Here is a 20,571-nt window from a genome sequence, read left to right as displayed (position 1 = left end):
GGGTATGCGAATGGCTTTGATTTTCTCTTTTCTCAAAAAATATAAGGTAGCTGCAATAGCTGCCCTTGTAATGATGCTCATTGAATTGACGGTAGAATTATCACAGCCTTTGATCATTTCCAAAATCATTGACTTGGGGATCCGAGAAAAAGATACCTCTGTAGTATGGCTGTGGGGCAGTGTATTGATCGGCAGCGCGGTAGTTGCGTTTACAGCCGGGGTACTCAGTTCTTTTTTTGCTGCCCATGCAAGTCAGAGCTTTGCGTTCGATCTTAGGGACAAATTGTACGAAAAGGTACAGTCTTTTACGTATGAAGTATTTAATCGTTTTGCTACTTCGTCACTGATTACCCGTCTGACTGGCGATGTATCACAGCTGCAGGATACTATTTTTATGAGCTTGCGCTTTATGACACGGGTGCCACTTGTTGTGGTAGGCAGTGTGATTATGGCGTTAGTTGTTCATGTGAAGCTGGGATTACTGCTGACGGTGGCGTTACCTTTGTTGATTTTTTTCCTCTACTGGATTATGAGAAAAGCTTCCTTGTTATTTCGTACGGTCCAGCAGCGTTTAGACGGAGTTAATGGCGTGATTCAGGAGAATCTTACGGGTATTCGCTTGATCCGCGTATTTGTGCGTATGGGGTATGAGATTGAACGTTTCACGGTATTTAGCGGGAATTTGATGAGATCAACAGTGTCTGCCTTGCGTTTGACTGAGACGACGATGCCTTTTGTTATGCTTATTGTGAATGCGGCGATTTTGGCGATTTTATGGTTTGGACGGATAGCCATTTCCAACGGGGATGCTACTTTGGGTCAGACTGTTGCTGTTATTAATTACTCCTTGCGAACAATTGGGGCGTTATCAGCTATCTCTGGTCTTGTTGTAACGTTTTCCCGCGCTCGTGCCTCCTCTCAGCGTGTTTCAGAAGTTATGGAAGCGGGAGCTGGAGTTCGTGAAGGCGGGACTTTGCAAGGCGAGCCGATTCAGGGCCACGTTAAATTTGAAGGCGTTTGCTTTAAGTATCCTAATAGTGATATCTCTGTCCTGGAGGACATTCATTTTGAAGTAGCTGCTGGTGAGCGAGTAGCGATTATGGGGGCGACCGGATCAGGAAAATCCTCACTCGTGAGTTTGATTCCGCGCTTGTATGAAGAGACAGACGGCACCATTTGGATTGACGGTGAAAAAAGTGCTGATATCGATATTTCCAGACTGCGGAAATCGATAGGTTATGTGCCTCAGGAATTGCAGCTTTTCAGCGGATCAATTCGCGATAATATTGCATGGGGCAATGAACACGCCACACTGGAACAAATCCAACAAGCAGCGGGAGCTGCACAAATTCACGAGACGGTAAAAGGCTTGCCAGATGGTTATGACACGATGCTTGGTCAACGAGGGGTTAATCTCTCCGGCGGACAAAAGCAGCGGTTAACGATTGCCCGTGCACTTGTTAGAAAACCGGCTATGTTGATCCTTGATGACAGCACCAGTGCTCTTGATGCGGTTACGGAAGGGCTTTTGCTGGAGGCGTTAAAGGATATCTCCTGTACAACCTTTTTGATTACTCAGAAAATCAGTTCAACGGCATCAGCCGATTTGATCCTGTTGCTGGATGAGGGACGATTAATTGGCAAAGGCTCGCATAAGGAGCTTATGGCAAGCTCCGAGCTGTACCGCAAGATTTATGAATCACAGGTAGAGGAGGCGAAGCAGCATGTTCAAAGCATTAATTGAACCTTTTCGTCATCCTAAACCGAATTTTGAACTTGGCGTGGGACGAAGTCTAGGGACAGCATCTGGCGGCAAACCCAAAGCAAAGGCGAAGGATTGGTCAGGGACGCTGATCCGGATCTGGAGTTATCTAGCTGAGCGTAAAGCCAAGCTTATTCTTGTACTGATCATGGTTGTCTTCAGCTCAGCGCTAGCGCTGCTGGGGCCATACATGATTGGCAGAGCGGTGGATAATTATCTGGAAGGTACCGGCGGGCGATCATGGGTTGTTTTTCTGACAAGCCTTGCTTGTGTGTACATTTTTTATTCTCTGACTTCTTGGCTGCAAAACATATGGATGATCGAAATTGCTCAAGAAACTGTATTACGGATGCGTACGGAGCTATTCTCCCATTTACACCGTCTGCCTATTTCCTTTTTTAATCGGAGACAGCAGGGGGAAATTATGAGCCGTCTTACCAATGATATCGAGAACGTCAGCTCTACGTTGAATAGCTCGGCTATTCAGATATTTTCAAGTGTCTTAACCTTGCTAGGAACCGTAGGGGTTATGCTGTGGCTTAGTCCCTTGTTGACGCTGCTCACATTCCTCGTAGTGCCTTTGATGTTGTTAGGCATGCGCTGGATTACACGCCGTACAGGCCCACTATTTAAAGAACGTCAGCGCAATGTAGGGGAGCTTAACGGTTATATTGAGGAGACCTTATCCGGACAACGGATTATCAAGGCTTTTTCACAAGAGGAACGCGTCATCTCTGGTTTTCATGAACGCAACAAGCGAATTATGCTGTCAGGCTACTGGGCGCAGTCCATTTCTGGTTTCATCCCCAAGCTTATGAATGGTCTTAATAATCTCAGCTTCGCCATAGTTGCAGGAATTGGTGGTCTGCTTGCGATCCGTGGGTCGATTACAGTGGGTGTGATCATCGTATTCGTGGAATATACCCGCCAGTTTACTCGTCCGCTTAATGATTTAGCGAATCAGTGGAATACCTTGCTCTCAGCGGTGGCAGGGGCCGAGCGGGTGTTTGAAGTGCTGGACGAAGAGACCGAGGCTAAAGATGAAGGTGCAGCCAAATCACTTGAAACTGTACAGGGTGCGGTGAAGTTTGAAAATGTAGCTTTTTCTTATGATGGAGGTTCTAACACGCTGCAGGATATCAGCTTTGTAGCGAAGCCTGGCGAGATGATCGCTTTAGTTGGACCTACCGGTGCAGGCAAAACAACGCTAATTGGGCTGTTATCCCGTTTCTATGATCCTAATCAGGGGAAAATCACGCTGGATGGCTTAGATATCACTTCGATTCGGCGGGAAAGCTTGAGAAGTCATATGGCCTTTGTATTGCAGGATTCCTTTTTGTTCAAAGGGAGTATCCGCGATAACATCCGATACGGGAGGCTGGATGCGTCCGATGAAGAGGTTGAAGAGGCGGCTAAGCTGGCCAATGCCCATTCTTTTATTATGCGAATGCCCGAAGGTTATGAACGGATGCTCTCGGCGGATGGCAGCGGTATAAGCCAAGGGCAGAAGCAGCTGCTCTCCATTGCGAGAGCGATTCTTGCTAACCCCTCTATGCTTGTGCTTGATGAAGCAACCAGCAGTATTGATACAGTGACCGAGATCAAGATTCAGGAAGGGCTGCAGGCGCTGATGAAAGGGCGAACGAGCTTCGTCATTGCTCATAGACTTGGCACGATACGTGCAGCTGATCGAATTCTTGTGCTTCAGGGCGGCAGATTATTGCAGCAAGGCTCTCATGAAGAGCTGCTGAAGCAAGGCGGACTGTACAGCGAGTTGGTACAGGGGCGGCGGAAAGAGGCGCTTGATAAGGCGGGTATTTAAGAAAAAGGCGGGAATTTTCAGGGAGCGCAGATTGCGTCCATGAAGTTCTCGCCTTTATGTTATTTATGATAGATAACGAGCACCAGATCGGGTGAGCTGGGAGGGTTTGAAATATGGGGGAATCTATTGTACAAATTACAATCAGCAGGGTAATAAGGCTTGATTGTGTGCGATTCGAGATTCAGATGATCAGGTGAATAAATGATGAGATGAAAAAGCTGATCCTAAGTTTAGCATAGCCTCTTAAGAGATCGTTTCCTGCGTTCCGGCTTGTTTCGCCTTTTGCTTCTCCTTGAACCTTGGACCTACGTAATTCTTCTTACGGTCCCTAGCCAGAATCCAGCCACCAAGGAAAGTCATGCCAGCTGCGAAGAGCAGCAATCCACCACCGAAATGCAGCCAAGCAAAGTGGGGCACTACAGAATCATCACCATGCATGGATATGTAATCAAAAATATCATCCTTCATCATGAGGAAGCCCTTCATTGCTATTAAGCCCGGAAACACAAGAATAAGGATGGCGATGAAGCGTGAAATTAACAGTTTCATAAGTGTCTCCTACCCCTCTTAGCCCTTTAGATTCACCCATATGATAACGCTTTAGCAAGAAAAAGTCCATTTGCATATGACGTTTATAAGTTTTGTAATAGAGCAAAAAGAGAGTACAATATACTAAGTAAAATGAACTTACGTGTAATGACTGGAGGATACATATCATGACAATTTCATGTGACGTGGCCATACTTGGCGGAGGTACTGGAGGGTATGTGGCGGCTATTCGCGCTGCACAGCTTGGAAAGTCCGTTGTCGTCATCGAAATGGACAAACTGGGAGGAACCTGTCTGCATCGGGGCTGCATTCCTAGTAAATCGCTGCTCCGTAGTGCAGAGGTATATGCTGAAATCAATGAGAGCGAGAGCTATGGCATTGAGACAAGCGGTGTACAGCTGGTATTCCCAAAGGTACAGAAACGCAAAGAAGCTGTAGTTGAGCAACTTCATCAAGGCGTACAATATTTGATGCGCAAAAATAAAATACAAGTTGTCAAAGGTAAAGGGCGCGTAACGGGTCCTTCTATTTTTTCTCCGCGCAGCGGTGCTGTAGCTGTGGAACTGGAAGATGGGGAGATGGAAACAGTAGTTTCCAGCCATCTTATTATCGCTACGGGCTCACGCCCACGAGTATTGCCTGGTCTCGAACCAGACGGGAAAGTGATTCTTAGCAGTGATGAAGCGCTCATGCTCGAAGAGCTGCCATCCTCTATCATCATTGTGGGCGGTGGTGTAATTGGGGTCGAATGGGCTTCAATGCTGGCTGATTTTGGAGTGCAGGTGACTGTGGTTGAAGCGGCAGGTCAGCTACTGCCTCAAGAGGATGAAGAGATAGCTAAGGAACTGCAACGTTTGTTGAAAAAGCGTGGGGTTAAGGTACTGACTGAAACTACAGTGGATGCTGCAACCTGCCAGGTAACGGAGGACGGAATTTCGATCGAGGCCCGTAAGGGAGAGCAAAGTCAAAGCCTAACGGCAGAAAAATTGCTTGTATCCGTAGGCAGAGTGGCCAACATCGAGAATATTGGTCTGGAAAACACAGACATTCGCTTTGACAAAGGGATTATTGCTGTAAACGCTAGTATGCAGACGGCAGAGCCGCATATTTATGCCATTGGCGACTGCATCGGTGGGCTTCAATTGGCTCATGCAGCCAGTCATGAAGGGATAATGGCGGTTAACCATCTATCTGGTGAGAAGCTACATCCTTATCATACACATTTAGTACCACGTTGTGTCTATACTCGGCCTGAGGTAGCAAGTGTGGGTTACACCGAGAAGGAAGCTAAAGAGCTTGGACATGATGTAGTGATTGGCAAGTTCCCATTCTCGGCCATTGGTAAGGCAATTGTATATGGCCAGAAGGACGGATTTGTCAAAGTTGTAGCGGATCGTAGCAGTGGAGATATTCTTGGTGTGCAGATGATTGGTCCTCATGTGACGGATCTAATTGGAGAAGCGGCCTTGGCACAGCTTCTGGATGCAACACCTTGGGAGATTGGTGAAGCTATACATGCTCACCCTACCCTTTCGGAGATTATCGGAGAAGCAATGTTAGCTGTGGATGGAAGATCTATTGGATTTTAGTTTTTCTTAGCTTTTCTTTTTGGGTAGAAAGGGATTATAATATACTCAAGTCAAGTCTTAGTACCAGGTTTTAAGATCAGGGCACAATTGGTCTTAATTCCTGTAAGACTTCAGGCTTTATGAATAAGGAGGTATCTCTTTATGGAATCCCAAGGTACTGTAGAAACGATTAACAGACATAAGCAGCTTGGACTTAGTGACGGCCAGGTCATCGATATGTACAGATATATGTCGCTCGCTCGTAAATACGATGAGCGCAGTCTGCTGCTACAGCGCGCTGGCAAGATCAACTTTCATGTCTCCGGTATAGGCCAGGAGGCGGGTCAGGTGGCGGCGGCGTTCGCGCTGGACCGGCAAAATGATTATTTTTTACCTTATTACCGCGATTATGCTTTCGTGCTCTCAGTGGGTATGACTACACGCGAACTTATGTTGTCCGTATTCGCTAAGGCAGAAGATCCAAACAGTGGTGGGCGGCAAATGCCGGGTCACTTTGGCAGTAAACGTCTGCGTATTGTGACAGGGTCAAGCCCTGTAACCACGCAGGTCCCTCATGCGGTTGGCTTTGCTCTGGCGGCCAAAATGCAGAAGAAGAAATTCGTCTCCTTTGTAACCTTCGGTGAAGGTTCCAGCAATCAGGGGGATTTTCATGAAGCTTGTAACTTTGCCGGAGTGAATAAGCTGCCGGTTATTATCATGTGCCAGAACAATCAGTACGCAATCTCTGTTCCTGTTCATAAACAGTTAGGCGGCAAGGTTAGCGACCGTGCACTGGGTTATGGATTTCCTGGTGTGCGTGTAGACGGAAACGATCCGCTTGAGGTTTATCGTGTCGTTAAGGAAGCGCGGGAAAGAGCCCTCGCGGGTGAAGGTCCTACGCTGATTGAAGCGATGATGTACCGTTTGTCTCCACACTCCACCTCAGATAATGATCTGGCTTACCGGACCAAAGAAGAGGTTGATGAGAACTGGAAGAAGGACGGTGTAGCAGGATTCCGTAATTACTTGATCGGTCTGGGATTGTGGAGTGACGAGCAAGAACAAGATCTTGCTGCTGAATGCAATCTTGAGCTTAAAGCGGCTATCGAGTATGCCGATAATGCTCCGTTCCCGAAACCGGAAGACACACTGCTGCATGTATACAGTGATTCCGACCTCAAAGGAGGGGCATAAACCATGGCTATAATGGAATATATCGATGCCATCAGGCTCGCGATGAAGGAAGAAATGGAGCGCGATGATTCCGTGTTCGTGCTTGGTGAGGACGTTGGTCTCAAAGGCGGCGTATTTACCACAACTAAAGGTCTACAGGAACAGTTTGGCGAAGAGCGGGTTATGGATACACCCCTCGCTGAATCAGCGATTGCTGGCGTAGCCATCGGAGCAGCTATGTACGGAATGAAACCAATTGCTGAAATGCAATACTCCGACTTTATGCTTCCGGCGACGAATCAAATTATCAGTGAAGCGGCTAAAATCCGCTATCGTTCAAATAACGATTGGAGTTGCCCGGTTGTCATTCGTGCCCCTATTGGTGGCGGGGTGTTCGGCGGTTTGTATCATTCACAGTGTCCAGAATCGATTTTCTTTGGAACACCTGGATTGAAGATTGTAGCGCCTTACTCCGCTTATGATGCTAAAGGATTGTTGAAAGCAGCCGTACGTGATCCTGATCCGGTGCTTTTCTTTGAGAACAAAAAGTGTTACAAGCTGATCAAGGAAGAAGTACCGGAAGGGGATTACACCGTTCCAATTGGCGAAGCTAATCTGCTGCGTGAGGGAACGGATATTACGGTGATTGGCTACAGTCTCCCGCTGCATTTTGCTATGCAGGCTGCGGAAGAATTGGAACGCGAGGAAGGAATTACAGCACATATTCTTGATCTGCGTACCTTGCAACCGCTGGATCGTGATGCGATTATTGCTGCTGCCCGTCAGACCGGTAAGGTATTGATTGTGCATGAAGATAATAAAACAGGCGGAATTGGCGGCGAAGTGGCGGCCATTATCGCTGAGCATTGTCTGTTCGAGCTGGATGCACCAATCTTCCGTCTTTGTGGTCCCGATGTTCCGGCGATGCCAATCAGCCCGCCAATGGAGAAGTTTTTCATGCTAAGTAAAGAAAAAGTGAAGGCGGAAATGCTCCGGCTGGCACAATATTAATTTGTTGAGTAGATGCGAAGCTTCCTAAAACTCAGGTGATGCTGACGAAGCTTCGTAAAACTTTAAGAATATGCTTACGAAGCAAGTTTTACTATGTAGTCTTTCTAAGAGTCAATGCTTCGTAAAACTTTTAAGGAGTGAAAAGATGTCTGACAACCAAAAGTTGACTGACGTGATCATGCCGCAGCTGGCGGAATCGCTAGTATCGGCGACGATCGGCAAATGGCTGAAGAAACCGGGCGATCCGGTAGAGCAATACGAACCAATATGTGAGCTTATTACAGATAAAGTAAATGCTGAATTACCTTCAACGATAGATGGAGTTATGGGTGAACTATTGGCGGAAGAAGGCCAGGTTGTCAATGTCGGCGAAGTCATTTGTCGTATAGCCGTGCCTGTGACTGCATCTGCTGCTGCAAACGTGACTAACACTAACACAGTTGCAGCTAATTCCTCTAATAATGCTGCAGGACAAAGTGCGACTTCAACTGCTGGCGATATGATGCGTGCACGCTATTCTCCTGCGGTACAGACTTTGGCTGCTGAACATAACATCGATCTGACTTTAGTTGCTGGTACTGGTATGGGTGGTCGGATTACCCGTAAGGATGTGCTGACCTTCCTCGAAAGCGGCGGAGCTAGATCTGCTGCTTCGATTTCTGCTAGCCAGCCTGCCCCAATGGCGTCACAACCGCCTGCTCCACAGTTCGTTCAAGCCCAAGAGAAGAAGGCAGAAGAGCCACTTCGCCATTCGGGTCTACACTTGAGCGAATCTCCTCGTATTCCAACAATTGAAGTTGAGGGTGGCAGAGGCAGCAGTTCTGAATACCTGATTGATGTAACGCCAATCCGGAATACAATTGCTACAAGAATGCGTCAAAGTGTCTCTGAGATTCCGCATGCTTGGACAATGATTGAGGTAGACGTGACTAATCTGGTCGCACTGCGCAATAAACATAAGGATGAGTTCAAGCGTAAAGAAGGTATCAATCTAACCTATCTGGCTTTCATGATGAAGGCTGTTGTGAGTGCGATTAAGGATTACCCGATTATGAACTCTGTCTGGGCTGTAGACAAAATTATTGTCAAACGTGATATCAATATCTCGTTAGCGGTAGGTACAGAAGATTCGGTTATCACTCCAGTGATTAAGAAGGCTGATCAGAAAAATGTCGCTGGGTTGGCTCGTGAGATTGATGAATTGGCACAAAAAACACGCGAAGGCAAACTGAGCCTGGAAGATTTGCAGGGAGGGACTTTCACTGTAAATAATACAGGCTCGTTTGGCTCCATTCTTTCTTATCCAATCATTAACTATCCACAGGCAGCGATTTTAACATTTGAATCGATTGTAAAAAGACCTGTGGTCATTAACGATATGATAGGTGTGCGATCAATGGCTAATATTTGTCTGTCGCTCGATCATCGGATTCTGGACGGAGTCATTTGTGGTCGTTTCTTGCAACGCGTCAAGGATAATATTGAAGGATATACCCCGGATACGAAACTTTACTAAAATAATAACGAGCCAAACTGTGCAGGCATGAGACTGAAAAAGGGGACCTGACGGTATGAATAATTCGGATATTCGTAAGCTGCAGATTTCATATGACCCTATTATGGAGTATGGGACGGCCTGGGAGCTGCAAAAAGAAAGTGTGCATGCCATTGATTCTGGCGAGCAGCCGGAGAGACTTATTCTTTTGCAGCATCCGCCTACCTATACTATTGGTTCACAAAATCATCCTGAACATCTTCTCTTGGATCAAAAGCAGCTCGAAGAAAAAGGAATCGCGCTGTTTGAAATCGATCGCGGAGGAGATATTACATATCACGGACCCGGTCAGCTTGTAGGTTATCCGATCCTTAAGCTCGGAGAAGATGGCAAAGTGGATTTGCATGGGTACTTGCGCAGTCTGGAGGCTGTTATTATTGATTATTTGGCATCCTACGGTATTGCCGGAGATCGTAAACCGGAGTACACCGGAGTATGGGTTGGCGATGAGAAGATCTGTGCTATTGGTGTGAAGTTTAATAAGAGTAAATTTAGAAGAGGTTTTATTACCAGTCATGGTTTTGCTTTTAACATTTCTGAGGGGATTGCGGCGCGCGGGTTTCAAGGGATTATTCCATGCGGGATCACCGATTTTGGGATAACTTCTCTAGAGGAATGTGCAGGTCGTCGATTTGAGCTTCAAGAGGTGGCTAGAGAGCTGGTTCCATATTTCTTGAAACATTTTCCATATAAAGAGTTGATGGATACTTTCTGTGATATGGCAAAGGCTGATTAAGAACAAACGTGCAGGCCAAATAGCGGCAAGGTGTTCCTAGCCGCTATTATTAATGCTTCCTGAGCAATGTTTAACCTGCAAGGAACGGCTCGATAACCATAAAGAGCGTAGAGGCAATCATGGCAAACAACATGACGTAGATGAAGATCTTGAACCATTTATTACGTTGCATGGGTAACTCCTTTAGATTTAGTTTAAGTTATTAACATGAAGATGGTAATGCCGTACAACCATTGTACCGTATTCACGAAAGAGAGGGAAGTCCAGTGATTTCACAAGACCGATTGATTCAGGAGTTTATGGAACTTGTCCAAGTTGATAGTGAAACAAGAAATGAACGGCAGATTGCTGATGTTCTTAAGAGTAAGTTTAACGAACTGGGTTTAGAAGTGCTCGAAGACGATTCCCAGGAAAGAACCGGACATGGAGCAGGTAATCTATTCATTACCTGGCCAGCTGAGAATGGAGGAGCTGCTCCAAAGCTTCTGTTCACTTGCCATATGGATACGGTTGTTCCCGGACAAAATATCAAGCCTACACTTGGTTCAGATGGATGGATTACAAGTGATGGCACTACGATTCTTGGAGCTGATGACAAAGCAGGGCTTGCGGCATTGTTCGAAGCCATTCGCGTGATCCAAGAGCAAAAGCTTCCGCATGGTCAGATTCAATTCGTGATTACAGCGGGTGAAGAATCTGGATTGCTGGGCGCACGTTCGATGGATCCAAGCAACTTGGATGCAGACTTCGGCTTTGCGCTTGATTCCAATGGTGAAGTTGGAGCGATTGCGGTGGCAGCACCGACACAGGCTAAAATCACGATGCAAATCTTTGGGAAATCGGCTCATGCTGGCGTGAACCCAGAGGACGGCATCAGCGCAATTCAAGTCGCTAGCAAAGCGATTGCAGCCATGAAGCTGGGTCGTATTGATAACGAAACCACAGCGAATATTGGAAAGTTCGCTGGCGGCGGCCCAACGAATGTAGTGTGCGATCACGTCCAGCTGGATGCAGAAGCACGCAGTATTGTGCAGGAGAAGGTTGGCGATCAAATCGCTTCGATGCGCGAAGCACTCGAGACAACTGTGCGGGAATACGGCGCAGAATGCGAATTCCGCAGTGAAATCATCTACCCTGCTTTTAGCTTTAATGAACATGATCCGGTAGTGCAGCTTGCACAGCGGGCCATTACTTCTATGGGGCTTACTCCACGTCTGTTCCACTCTGGCGGAGGTAGTGACGCTAACGTGTTCAACGGTCTAGATGTTCCGACTGTTAACCTTGCAGTGGGTTATGAACATATCCATACTACCAAGGAACGGATTAAAGCCGAAGATATCGTTAAAGTGGCTGAACTCGTTGTGAATATTGTAAAAGAGAGCGTAAAGGGCTAACCACCTTATAAAACAGCAGAGCAGCGATTCTACCGTAACGGAGGATTGCTGCTCTGTATTTTTTTTATGGGGAGTTTAGTGCAGCTATATTTAGGGTAATCCCAAAAAAGTCATGCGACCTCTAATGCCGCTTTTGGCGAGTCTCGAAGTAGAGATTTTCAGAATTCCCGGATGCCACCCCTCTCTTGAGGCGAAAGGACCCAGATGACGCTATAAGCAAAATTATCGCCATTTGAGCAGAGTTTCGGACACCAGCGCAGCTATTCCATAAGAAGAGGAGCATATAGTGTGTTTTTTGTGCTGATAGCTGCAATGGGGTCCGATAGCAAAGCAAAAGTGCGGAAAAGGTGGGTTTAAGTGCAACTGTGTCCGATAGCGCCAAGTCCGCCCCCTCTTTTGAGGCGAAAGGACCCAGATGACGCTAAAAGCAAAATTATCGCCAATTGAGCAGAGTTTCGGACACGAGCGCAGCTATTCCTTAATAAGAGGAGCATATAGTGTGTTTTTCGTGCCGATAGCGTCACTGGGGTCCGATAGCATAGCAAAAGTGGGGAAAAGGTGTGTTTAAGTGCAGCTGTGTCCGATAGCGCGAGTCACACACAGCAAAGAGTCACATTCGATAACACAGAGACACATTACACAGCGCAGAGTCAGCAACGAGTCACATTCGATAGTACTGAGACACATCACATAGCACAGAGACACAACCGATAGCGCCAAGTCCGCCCCCTCTCTTGAGGCGAAAGGACCCAGATGACGCTAAAAGCAAAATTATCGCCAATTGAGCAGAGTTTCGGACACGAGCGCAGCTATTCCTTAATAAGAGGAGCATATAGTGTGTTTTTCGTGCTGATAGCGTCACTGGGGTCCGATAGCATAGCAAAAGTGGGGAAAAGGTGTGTTTAAGGTCAACTGAGTCCGAAAGCGCGAGTCACTTCCAATGGGCAGAGAGCGACAGCACCAAGTCCGCCCCCTCTCTTGAGGCGAAAGGACCCAGATGACGCTAAAAGCAAAATAATCGCCATTGAGAGGAGTTTCGGACACGAGCGCAGTTATTCCATAAGAAGAGTAGCATATAGTGTGTTTTTCTTGCTGATAGCATCACTGGGGTCCGATAGCATCGTAAAAGTGGGGAAAAGGTGTGTTTAAGGGCAACTGAGTCCAAAAGCGCGAGTCACTTCCAATGGGCAGAGAGCGACAGCGCCAAGTCCGCCCCCTCTGTTGAGGCGAAAGGACCCAGATGACGCTAAAAGCCAAATTATCGCCATTTGAGCAGAGTATCGGACACGAGCGCAGCTATTCCATAAGAAGAGGAGCATAAAGTGTGTTTTTCGTGCCGATAGCGTCACTGGGGTCCGATAGCATCGTAAAAGTGGGGAAAAGGTGTGTTTAAGGGCAACTGAGTCCGATAGCGTACAAAGGTAGGCGCAATAGCAACCTAATCAAACAACTTGTGCTAGATATCAGCATCGTGAGCGATCAACAAGTTGTGTCTGACGCCAGCATCGTGAGCGATCAACAAGTTGTGTCTGACGCCAGCATCGTGAGCGATCAACAAGTTGTGTCTGACGCCAGCATCGTGAGCGACCAACAAGTTGTGTCTGACGCCAGCATCGTGAGCGACCAACAAGTTGTGTCACATGCCAGCATCGTAAGCCCATTAGTTGCTTAATCAATCAACCTGTGCCCAATACCAGCGGCCTAAGCGCAATTCCCCCTAATCGGGGCGACGCAAAAAGACTGGGGTGCCCCAGCAGCCATTTCATGGCTTTTGAGACACCCCTATAGTTGTGTGAACATGTATGGCTAAGTCCCAAAGGAGAGGATGAATTCATCCTGCCTTGGACGGAAGGATTGCGGATTGATCGTGCAGGGAAAGAATGTATGCCAAGGGCATATCGCGCCCATACTGCTGGATCCATCCAGCCAAGATGGCCTTTATTTCCTCCGGCTTACCTACCATCATAACTGCGGATGAGCTTGTACGGCTGAAGATTTCATTCATCTGAAATTCCTTCTTTCCCTTTAAGTTTGCTATAATACACCGTATGCACAATAGAGAAAAAGGAGACCAGAAACTTTATGGGAGAACAACATTTGCACAGCAAACCCGAGCTTGATGAAGTGACATTGTCTACACAGCCTGTTTTTGATGGGAAGATTATATCTTTGCAGGTGGACACAGTGAGACTGCCTGATGGAAATACTGCGACACGTGAAGTTGTGAAGCATCCCGGCGCTGTAGCGGTGCTTGCTTTAAATAACAATAAAATGCTTGTTGTAGAGCAATACCGTCAGCCCATGCAACGCACTGAGGTGGAAATTCCTGCTGGGAAGCTGGATAAAGGTGAAGATCCATTAGTTGCGGCTGGTCGTGAACTTCAGGAAGAGACTGGATTTCACAGTGGAGATCTGAAATTGCTTAAATCTTTCTATACTTCTCCCGGCTTCGCCGATGAGATTATTCATTTGTATGTGACTACTAACGCTCAACCAGGGGACATGTCACTGGACGAGGATGAATTTCTAGAGGTTTCGGAGCTTACCCTGGAGGAAGCGTATCAATATATGGCTGACGGGCGCATCGCGGATGCAAAAACGATGATGGCAGTGTACGCTTGGCATCTATACACGCTGACAGGCCAATGGAATTAACAACTGAACTGAAGAGTTTCTATTGCGATTTGCATGTTCATATTGGGCGAACGTCGGAAGGTCAGGCTGTCAAAATTAGCGGCAGCCGCGAGCTTACCTTTGCGGGCATTGCCAAAGAAGCTGCAGAGCGCAAAGGACTAGAAATGATCGGTATTATAGATAGTCATTCACCTGGCGTCCTGCGGGATATTCAGCGGTCTTTGGAATCTGGAGAGATGACATTAGCTGAAGGTGGAGGCATTGCTTACCGAGGGACTACGATCATTCTGGGAACAGAGATTGAAATCCGCGAGCCTGGGCGAAAAGAGTGCCATGTGCTCGCTTACATGCCGGACGTGGAACGCATGACTGACTTTAGTGCGTGGATGAGCCGCTATATGCGGAACGTGAATCTAAGTTCCCAGCGCCTGTATGCTCCGGCTAGGGAGCTTCAGGATGAGATTTACGGGCGGGGAGGCATTCTTATCCCTGCACATATTTTCACGCCTCACAAGGGCTTGTACGGCTGTGCTGCCGAGCGTATGGCGGACATCTTTGATCTGGAACGCATAGCTGCGGTTGAACTTGGGCTGAGTGCAGATTCCGAAATGGCTGGATATCTCTCTGAACTGGATGATTTCACGTTTCTAACCAACTCAGATGCGCATTCACTGGGTAAGTTAGGGCGTGAGTATAATGTGATGGAGCTGGCACAGCCTTCGTTCGCTGAACTACGGCTTGCACTGGAACGTAAAGATGGGCGGAAGGTAAGTGCTAATTTCGGACTTAATCCGCGGCTTGGCAAATACCACCGGAGCTATTGCGGGGGCTGTGGAAGTATTATTGATGAGGCTTATGTCAACTCGGATCGTTGCCAGTATTGCGGCAGTCTTAAGCTGGTTAGAGGTGTATTTGACCGGATCCTAGATATTGCAGACCGCAAGACGCCGCTGGTACCTGCTGACCGCCCATCCTATCATTATCAGGTTCCGCTTGAATTTATCCCGGGGTTAGGGAAGGCGAAGATGAACGCGTTACTGCAAGCGTTTGGAACTGAGATGAACATTTTACATGGTTGTGGTGAAGCGGAGATTGCCAGCGTTGTAGGTGCGGATTTGGCGTCGATGATCGTCCAGGCCCGCTCAGGAATTTTGGAGCTATCAGCAGGCGGTGGCGGGACGTACGGTAAAGTGGTACAGCCCAGAAAGTAGAGGCATTACCTGAAGGACAAGTCATATCGCGGGACGTTTTCTCATATGGTGTAACATGTAACCGGAAAGGGGAACGTCCCAAATGCGTAATTTACGGCTGATGATGAAGGAACAGACGCCTCTGTATATTTTTGTCGGCGTATTATTTCTGGTAGGTGTTGTGTTTGGAGCTCTTATCGTTAGTGCGCTTACGATGGATCAGCAGCAGGAGCTGGGGGATTATCTGGGGAATTTCTTTGTTACGGTTGATCAGCAAGGTCTGCCAGCCGCACCTGATTCGTACTGGAGTATAGCGGCCTTGAATCTGAAATGGATCGGACTGATCTGGATTCTTGGGTTGTCGGTCATTGGGCTGCCGGGAATTTTGATTCTTGATTTTTTAAAAGGGGTACTGATCGGTTTTACGGTTGGCTGTCTGGTCAGTCAATATTCTTGGCATGGGATGTTGTTCGCGTTAGTCTCTGTGGCTCCACATAATCTGGTGCTGATCCCTGTGTTGCTGGTTAGCAGTGCAGCTGCGATAGCTTTTTCCTTGCAGATGATCCGCAGCCGGGTGATGGGACAGCGCCGGACGCCAGTGACTCGTCCTTTTACCATGTACACTATATTGTCATTTGTGATGGCGCTTTTGATCCTGGGTATTTCATGTTTTGAGACCTGGGTTACACCAACCATGATGCGTTGGGTCACGCCTTCACTTGTACAAGCGGTGACGACCTTGACTGTGCAGTAAAAGCGTTTGACTTCTGAAAGCGACACCCCCTATAATGGAAGAAGTGGTTTGAAGACCGGTGCGGTAATTATCCAAGGGGGAGGGAGACAGGTGGAAGCACGGATAGACAAGATTAAGCAACAGTTACAATCCCAAGGATACAAGCTTACACCCCAACGGGAAGCGACCTTAAGAGTGCTGCTGGAGAATGAGGAAGATCATCTTAGCGCGGAAGACGTATTTATGCTCGTGAAGGAGAAAGCTCCCGAGATCGGTCTTGCGACTGTGTATCGTACCCTCGAACTTCTCAGTGAGCTTCATGTCGTAGAAAAGATCAATTTCGGCGACGGTGTAGCCCGGTATGATTTGCGAACAGATACTGCGAAGCATCATCATCATCACTTAATTTGTGTGCAATGCGGCAGTATGGATGAGATTCGCGAGGATTGGCTCGGTCCGCTGGAAGAGCGACTGGAGAAAGAGTTTAATTTCACAGTGCTTGATCATAGACTTGATTTCCATGGGATTTGCTACCGCTGTACTGATAAGAACAATACAGACGGAAATCCATCCTAAAGTTATCTTATATTAAGAATTAACTTCACAAGTCCTCCCCGGTTCCTATACCGGAGGGGGCTTTTTAAATGATTAGTCTATTAGAGCCATACATATCAGCCTTTTTTGGAGCATAAAATGAAGGACGAGCAGAATTCATTTATATGTAATAGGAGGCGTCCTTATGATTGTTTCTGTGCCCAAAACAGTGCGTAAGCTGTATTTTATGATCATGTTTGTGGCTCTAAGCTATTTACTCTACTATGCTATGAGCTGGCTAGGGGAATGGCTCAGTCCGATAGAGAATTATGGAATTCCTGAAGGCACCGCTGTTCGGGCATTTGATCACGCCGAGGTTGGTGATGATGGTCTGGATGCACGGCAGCGCTTGCGTTTCTATTACTGGTTCGGAGAATGAAAGCTACGCAGGAAGCAGGAACAAGCGAGAAGAATGTCGAAGAAAGCTAGGGTGGATTTATGCAGAGTAAGCGTTGTGTACACATCTGCTAAAGCCTCATGCTGAATGTGCTGCAGGAAGACACTAAGAGTAGCTGCGCCAGGACAGGAGCGTGAAATAATGAAGTCACACTTGCAGCCTTTTTTACATTATTTGTCCGGAGATAAAGGCTTGTCGCCGAATACACTGGAATCTTACGGTAGGGATGTATCGCAGTTTCTAGAGTTTGCTGAAGAGCGGGGGGTTGAGCAGCCTGAAGAAATCCGAAGATCTCATGTGATGTTATATCTTGGCTCCTTACGCGGAGCGGGAAGAGCCACTGCAACGCTCAACAGAAACGCGGTGTCCCTGCGGGCCTTTTTTCATTATTTGCTGAAGGAACGTTTAATTGAGCAGGATCCAACACTGGACATGGAAACTATGAAGCCCGATAAGAAGCCACCTATGGTGCTTGCGGTTTCGGAGGTTGAGCGGCTGCTAGCTGCTCCAGATGTGAGTACAGCACAAGGGATGCGCGATAAGGCTATGCTGGAATTGCTCTACGCAACGGGGATAAAGGTTTCTGAATTAATTTCTCTTAACGTAGACGATGTGCATACAGACATGAAGTTTGCGCGCTGTACAGGGACTTCGGGCAAGGAACGAGTGGTTCCCATCGGAACCATTGCTGCAGAGAGTGTAGCAGCTTACACTTCTCTTATGCGGGACAAGCTGCTTCGTGATCATCAGGAGGAGCCGGCCATGTTCCTGAATAGCCTAGGTGGGCGTTTAACCCGCCAGGGGTTCTGGAAAATCATAAAAAAATACGCTCGGGAAGCAAACATTGAGCAGGATATTACACCGCATACGCTTAGGCATTCCTTTGCCGCCCATTTACTGGAAGGTGGAGCGGATTTGCGTTCCGTACAACAAATGCTGGGTCATGCTGATATTTCGACGACTCAGATTTATAACGGTATCGCGCGTAAGAATATGAAGGAAGTATATGAGAGCCATCATCCCAGAGCTCGCTGATCATGCTTCAAAGATGCTTTTTGTGAGTAAGATAGTTATGATGGAATCATACTTATAGGATAGACTGGGGAATGGGTAATTTTCCACAGGTTATCCTTTGGCAGAAACGGATACCTGACAGGCGATACATTGTATCGCTAGCTACGGAAGCGTCTGACTTCCGGGAGAAGGTACAGCCGTTTCTTCTTGTTGGTGCAAACGAATGAACGAACGATCTATATTAAAAAAGGAGTGAAGACAATATGTCCTCATTTAAACGAATTGGTTTTATTGTTTTGGATAGTGTAGGTATCGGAGAAGCTCCAGATGCTGCGAATTTTGGTGATGCAGGGTCGCATACGCTTGGCCATATTTTGAACCGTGTTCCCGGATTAAAACTGCCTAACCTTCAGCAGTTAGGATTAGCTAATATTGCTCCGCTGCCGCCGCTTGAACCTGTAGCTTCACCAACTGGATATTATGGCAAGATGCAGGAAGTATCTGTAGGTAAGGATACGATGACCGGGCACTGGGAGCTGATGGGGCTGAAAATTGAGGTTCCATTCAATACGTATCCGGATGGATTTCCGGCAGAATTGATTGAGAAATTCGAAGCAGCAACTGGCCGGAAAGTGATCGGTAATAAACCGGCTTCCGGTACGGAAATTTTAGTTGAATATGGCGAAGAGCAGATGAAGACCGGAGCTTGGATTGTGTACACCTCTGCGGACAGTGTATTCCAGCTTGCGGCACATGAAGATATCATTCCACTGGAAGAGCTATACAGCGCGTGTAAAATCGCCCGTGAGCTAACTATGGCTCCTGAATTCTCCGTAGGGCGCGTTATTGCTCGTCCATATGTTGGCGAACCAGGAAAGTTCGTACGGACCTCGAATCGCCATGATTATGCCGTGAAACCACCGGAACCAACGGTAATGAATTCGCTGGCTGATATCGGAAAAGATGTTATCGCGGTAGGAAAGATCAACGATATTTTCACAGGTGAAGGGGTTACAGCTTCTTACCCTACGAAGAGCAATGAACATGGTATCGAAGTTACCATTGAGCAGCTTCGCCAACCGTTCAACGGGTTGCTGTTCACGAATCTGGTGGATTTTGACTCTTTATATGGACACCGTCGCGATCCGGAAGGATACGGTCATGCACTGGAAGTATTCGATCAGGCGTTGCCTGAAATTCTATCCACGCTTGGTGAAGATGACCTGTTGATTATTTCAGCAGATCATGGGAATGATCCAATCCATAGTGGAACAGATCATACTCGTGAATATGTGCCGCTGCTTATTTACAGCCCACGCCTTAAGCATCCAGATAGCTTGGGTATTCGTGAGACCTTCTCGGATGTTGCTGCAACCATTGCTGATAATTTCGGTGCGAAGGCGCCGCAGTATGGGACAAGCTTTTTAGCGAAACTGCAATAAAAGAATGTGGGTTGCGCCACAACATTCATTAAGGAGGATCATCCATAGCATGTTAACTCAAAAAGAAATTCAAGAAGCAGCCATTTATATAAAAGACAAATGTCCGGTGGCTCCGGAAATTGGATTGATCCTTGGTTCAGGACTCGGTGTGCTTGCAGATCTGATCACCGATGGAATCAGCATTCCATATGATGAGATTCCTCACTTCCCTGTGTCCACTGTAGAAGGGCATGAGGGAGAACTGCTGATCGGTATGATTGAAGGACGCCGTGTCGTGATGATGAAGGGCCGCTTTCATATGTATGAGGGTTATGGACCGGAGGTTACGGCATTCCCTGTTCGGGTTATGAAAGAACTTGGTATAGCCAGCCTATTAGTAACTAATGCTGCTGGTGGAGTGAACACAGATTTCACGCCGGGCGATCTTATGCTCCTTACGGATCATCTGAATATGACGGGACGGAACCCGTTAATAGGACCTAATGATCCTGCACTGGGCGTGCGCTTCCCGGATATGTCAACCGCTTATAGCCGCCGCCTGATCAAGGTAGCGAAGGAAACGGCAGCGCAGCAGAATTTCGAATTCAAAGAAGGCGTATATGCAGGTCTGCTGGGACCTTGCTACGAAACACCTGCTGAAATCGTAATGCTTCGTCATCTAGGGGCTGACGCTGTGGGCATGTCTACTGTGTCGGAAACCATTGTTGCCCGGCATGCAGGTATCGAGGTATTGGGTATCTCCTGTATTACTAACATGGCTGCGGGAATTCTGGATCAACCGCTCAACCATGAAGAGGTTATGGAAACTGCAGATCGTGTGCGTGAGCGTTTCCTGAAGCTGGTGTTGGGCTTTATTCCGAAAATGTAATTTCGGGTACTGCATTATGAATTTTTGGGAGGTCCAATATATGACACAAGTGAATGAGCTTGAGCCATTGACGTTTGAACAGATAATGAAGGTAACTAATTTGACTAGACCAAAATTTATCGGACTTGC

General features: G+C 47.3%; 20 protein-coding genes. 17 read left to right on the top strand and 3 right to left on the bottom strand.

Annotated features, from left to right (window positions below; translation table 11 throughout):
• Window positions 1–10 precede the first annotated feature (10 nt).
• Together MHI32_RS21485 and MHI32_RS21480 are read left to right on the top strand one after the other, a co-directional pair.
• The gene (locus tag MHI32_RS21485; protein WP_312149845.1) at window positions 11–1,744 is read left to right on the top strand and encodes an ABC transporter ATP-binding protein; all 1,734 of its coding nucleotides are present in this window, start codon (window positions 11–13) and stop codon (window positions 1,742–1,744) included.
• Window positions 1,725–3,584 carry an ABC transporter ATP-binding protein gene (locus MHI32_RS21480; RefSeq protein WP_076184140.1) on the top strand — a complete coding sequence of 620 codons (1,860 nt, stop codon included), beginning with the start codon at window positions 1,725–1,727 and terminating at the stop codon, window positions 3,582–3,584. The genes MHI32_RS21485 and MHI32_RS21480 overlap by 20 nt, the downstream gene beginning before the upstream one ends.
• A 243-nt stretch (window positions 3,585–3,827) precedes the next feature.
• On the opposite strand, the gene MHI32_RS21475 is transcribed toward MHI32_RS21480, so the two are convergent.
• Window positions 3,828–4,133: a DUF2627 domain-containing protein gene (locus MHI32_RS21475; RefSeq protein ID WP_076129486.1), complete on the bottom strand. Its 306-nt coding sequence runs from the start codon at window positions 4,131–4,133 to the stop codon at window positions 3,828–3,830.
• 167 nt (window positions 4,134–4,300) lie between these two features.
• Between MHI32_RS21475 and lpdA the strand changes: the two genes are divergently transcribed.
• The 5 genes from lpdA to lipB all read left to right on the top strand — a co-directional run bounded on the left by lpdA (window position 4,301) and on the right by lipB (window position 10,176).
• A complete protein-coding gene (gene lpdA / locus MHI32_RS21470; RefSeq protein ID WP_076219293.1) occupies window positions 4,301–5,722 on the top strand; it encodes a dihydrolipoyl dehydrogenase in 1,422 nt (473 codons plus the stop codon).
• Between the two features lie 141 nt (window positions 5,723–5,863).
• Window positions 5,864–6,895, top strand: a complete 1,032-nt coding sequence (locus MHI32_RS21465; protein ID WP_036676031.1) for a thiamine pyrophosphate-dependent dehydrogenase E1 component subunit alpha — start codon at window positions 5,864–5,866, stop codon at window positions 6,893–6,895.
• A gap of 3 nt (window positions 6,896–6,898) precedes the next feature.
• The gene (locus MHI32_RS21460) at window positions 6,899–7,885 is read left to right on the top strand and encodes an alpha-ketoacid dehydrogenase subunit beta (protein WP_036676034.1); all 987 of its coding nucleotides are present in this window, start codon (window positions 6,899–6,901) and stop codon (window positions 7,883–7,885) included.
• 145 nt (window positions 7,886–8,030) lie between these two features.
• Window positions 8,031–9,401 (top strand): dihydrolipoamide acetyltransferase family protein, encoded by a 1,371-nt coding sequence (locus MHI32_RS21455; RefSeq protein ID WP_076184130.1) that lies wholly within the window; start codon window positions 8,031–8,033, stop codon window positions 9,399–9,401.
• 55 nt (window positions 9,402–9,456) lie between these two features.
• Window positions 9,457–10,176: a lipoyl(octanoyl) transferase LipB gene (gene lipB, locus MHI32_RS21450; protein WP_312149838.1), complete on the top strand. Its 720-nt coding sequence runs from the start codon at window positions 9,457–9,459 to the stop codon at window positions 10,174–10,176.
• Window positions 10,177–10,246: 70 nt separating this feature from the next.
• On the opposite strand, the gene prli42 is transcribed toward lipB, so the two are convergent.
• Window positions 10,247–10,348 carry a stressosome-associated protein Prli42 gene (gene prli42 / locus MHI32_RS21445; protein ID WP_094872112.1) on the bottom strand — a complete coding sequence of 34 codons (102 nt, stop codon included), beginning with the start codon at window positions 10,346–10,348 and terminating at the stop codon, window positions 10,247–10,249.
• A gap of 94 nt (window positions 10,349–10,442) precedes the next feature.
• On the opposite strand from prli42, the gene MHI32_RS21440 reads away from it, so the two are divergent.
• The gene (locus MHI32_RS21440) at window positions 10,443–11,570 is read left to right on the top strand and encodes a tripeptidase T (RefSeq protein ID WP_076129490.1); all 1,128 of its coding nucleotides are present in this window, start codon (window positions 10,443–10,445) and stop codon (window positions 11,568–11,570) included.
• Window positions 11,571–13,041: 1,471 nt separating this feature from the next.
• Window positions 13,042–13,242, top strand: coding sequence for a hypothetical protein (locus tag MHI32_RS21435; protein ID WP_340010789.1), 201 nt, complete (start codon window positions 13,042–13,044; stop codon window positions 13,240–13,242).
• 159 nt (window positions 13,243–13,401) lie between these two features.
• Here the strand turns inward: MHI32_RS21435 and MHI32_RS21430 are convergent, their stop codons facing one another.
• Window positions 13,402–13,575 (bottom strand): hypothetical protein, encoded by a 174-nt coding sequence (locus MHI32_RS21430; RefSeq protein WP_162636775.1) that lies wholly within the window; start codon window positions 13,573–13,575, stop codon window positions 13,402–13,404.
• Between the two features lie 77 nt (window positions 13,576–13,652).
• Between MHI32_RS21430 and MHI32_RS21425 the strand changes: the two genes are divergently transcribed.
• From MHI32_RS21425 to MHI32_RS21390, 8 genes are all read left to right on the top strand, one after another.
• Window positions 13,653–14,225, top strand: coding sequence for an NUDIX hydrolase (locus MHI32_RS21425; protein ID WP_036676048.1), 573 nt, complete (start codon window positions 13,653–13,655; stop codon window positions 14,223–14,225).
• A complete protein-coding gene (locus MHI32_RS21420) occupies window positions 14,216–15,415 on the top strand; it encodes an endonuclease Q family protein (RefSeq protein WP_340010787.1) in 1,200 nt (399 codons plus the stop codon). The genes MHI32_RS21425 and MHI32_RS21420 overlap by 10 nt, the downstream gene beginning before the upstream one ends.
• Before the next feature lie 82 nt (window positions 15,416–15,497).
• A complete protein-coding gene (spoIIM, locus tag MHI32_RS21415) occupies window positions 15,498–16,148 on the top strand; it encodes a stage II sporulation protein M (RefSeq protein WP_036676050.1) in 651 nt (216 codons plus the stop codon).
• Window positions 16,149–16,238: 90 nt separating this feature from the next.
• Complete coding sequence (locus tag MHI32_RS21410; RefSeq protein WP_036676051.1) at window positions 16,239–16,703, top strand: Fur family transcriptional regulator; 465 nt, start codon at window positions 16,239–16,241, stop codon at window positions 16,701–16,703.
• A gap of 163 nt (window positions 16,704–16,866) precedes the next feature.
• Window positions 16,867–17,100, top strand: a complete 234-nt coding sequence (locus tag MHI32_RS21405) for a DUF4227 family protein (RefSeq protein ID WP_036676052.1) — start codon at window positions 16,867–16,869, stop codon at window positions 17,098–17,100.
• A gap of 159 nt (window positions 17,101–17,259) precedes the next feature.
• Window positions 17,260–18,153 (top strand): site-specific tyrosine recombinase XerD, encoded by an 894-nt coding sequence (xerD, locus tag MHI32_RS21400; protein ID WP_076184121.1) that lies wholly within the window; start codon window positions 17,260–17,262, stop codon window positions 18,151–18,153.
• Between the two features lie 242 nt (window positions 18,154–18,395).
• The gene (deoB, locus tag MHI32_RS21395; protein ID WP_076129494.1) at window positions 18,396–19,574 is read left to right on the top strand and encodes a phosphopentomutase; all 1,179 of its coding nucleotides are present in this window, start codon (window positions 18,396–18,398) and stop codon (window positions 19,572–19,574) included.
• A gap of 49 nt (window positions 19,575–19,623) precedes the next feature.
• Window positions 19,624–20,442 carry a purine-nucleoside phosphorylase gene (locus MHI32_RS21390; protein ID WP_036676055.1) on the top strand — a complete coding sequence of 273 codons (819 nt, stop codon included), beginning with the start codon at window positions 19,624–19,626 and terminating at the stop codon, window positions 20,440–20,442.
• The last annotated feature ends 129 nt before the right edge of the window (window positions 20,443–20,571 follow it).

Origin of the sequence: Paenibacillus sp. FSL H7-0690 (assembly GCF_037980415.1) — a bacterium.
GTDB classification, from domain to species: Bacteria; Bacillota; Bacilli; order Paenibacillales; family Paenibacillaceae; genus Paenibacillus_AQ; species Paenibacillus_AQ odorifer.
This window is presented reverse-complemented; position numbering and strand designations above follow the sequence as displayed.

Excerpts from the sequence above, each read along its gene's own strand:
- MHI32_RS21405 (WP_036676052.1), top strand. The coding sequence starts at position 16,867 with ATGATTGTTTCTGTGCCCAAAACAGTGCGTAAGCTGTATTTTATGATC.
- MHI32_RS21475 (WP_076129486.1), bottom strand. The coding sequence starts at position 4,133 with ATGAAACTGTTAATTTCACGCTTCATCGCCATCCTTATTCTTGTGTTT.
- prli42 (WP_094872112.1), bottom strand. The coding sequence starts at position 10,348 with ATGCAACGTAATAAATGGTTCAAGATCTTCATCTACGTCATGTTGTTT.
- lpdA (WP_076219293.1), top strand. The coding sequence starts at position 4,301 with ATGACAATTTCATGTGACGTGGCCATACTTGGCGGAGGTACTGGAGGG.
- MHI32_RS21455 (WP_076184130.1), top strand. The coding sequence starts at position 8,031 with ATGTCTGACAACCAAAAGTTGACTGACGTGATCATGCCGCAGCTGGCG.
- MHI32_RS21465 (WP_036676031.1), top strand. The coding sequence starts at position 5,864 with ATGGAATCCCAAGGTACTGTAGAAACGATTAACAGACATAAGCAGCTT.
- spoIIM (WP_036676050.1), top strand. The coding sequence starts at position 15,498 with ATGCGTAATTTACGGCTGATGATGAAGGAACAGACGCCTCTGTATATT.
- MHI32_RS21390 (WP_036676055.1), top strand. The coding sequence starts at position 19,624 with ATGTTAACTCAAAAAGAAATTCAAGAAGCAGCCATTTATATAAAAGAC.
- MHI32_RS21425 (WP_036676048.1), top strand. The coding sequence starts at position 13,653 with ATGGGAGAACAACATTTGCACAGCAAACCCGAGCTTGATGAAGTGACA.
- MHI32_RS21430 (WP_162636775.1), bottom strand. The coding sequence starts at position 13,575 with ATGAATGAAATCTTCAGCCGTACAAGCTCATCCGCAGTTATGATGGTA.
- MHI32_RS21480 (WP_076184140.1), top strand. The coding sequence starts at position 1,725 with ATGTTCAAAGCATTAATTGAACCTTTTCGTCATCCTAAACCGAATTTT.
- xerD (WP_076184121.1), top strand. The coding sequence starts at position 17,260 with ATGAAGTCACACTTGCAGCCTTTTTTACATTATTTGTCCGGAGATAAA.
- deoB (WP_076129494.1), top strand. The coding sequence starts at position 18,396 with ATGTCCTCATTTAAACGAATTGGTTTTATTGTTTTGGATAGTGTAGGT.
- MHI32_RS21460 (WP_036676034.1), top strand. The coding sequence starts at position 6,899 with ATGGCTATAATGGAATATATCGATGCCATCAGGCTCGCGATGAAGGAA.
- MHI32_RS21420 (WP_340010787.1), top strand. The coding sequence starts at position 14,216 with ATGGAATTAACAACTGAACTGAAGAGTTTCTATTGCGATTTGCATGTT.
- lipB (WP_312149838.1), top strand. The coding sequence starts at position 9,457 with ATGAATAATTCGGATATTCGTAAGCTGCAGATTTCATATGACCCTATT.
- MHI32_RS21485 (WP_312149845.1), top strand. The coding sequence starts at position 11 with ATGGCTTTGATTTTCTCTTTTCTCAAAAAATATAAGGTAGCTGCAATA.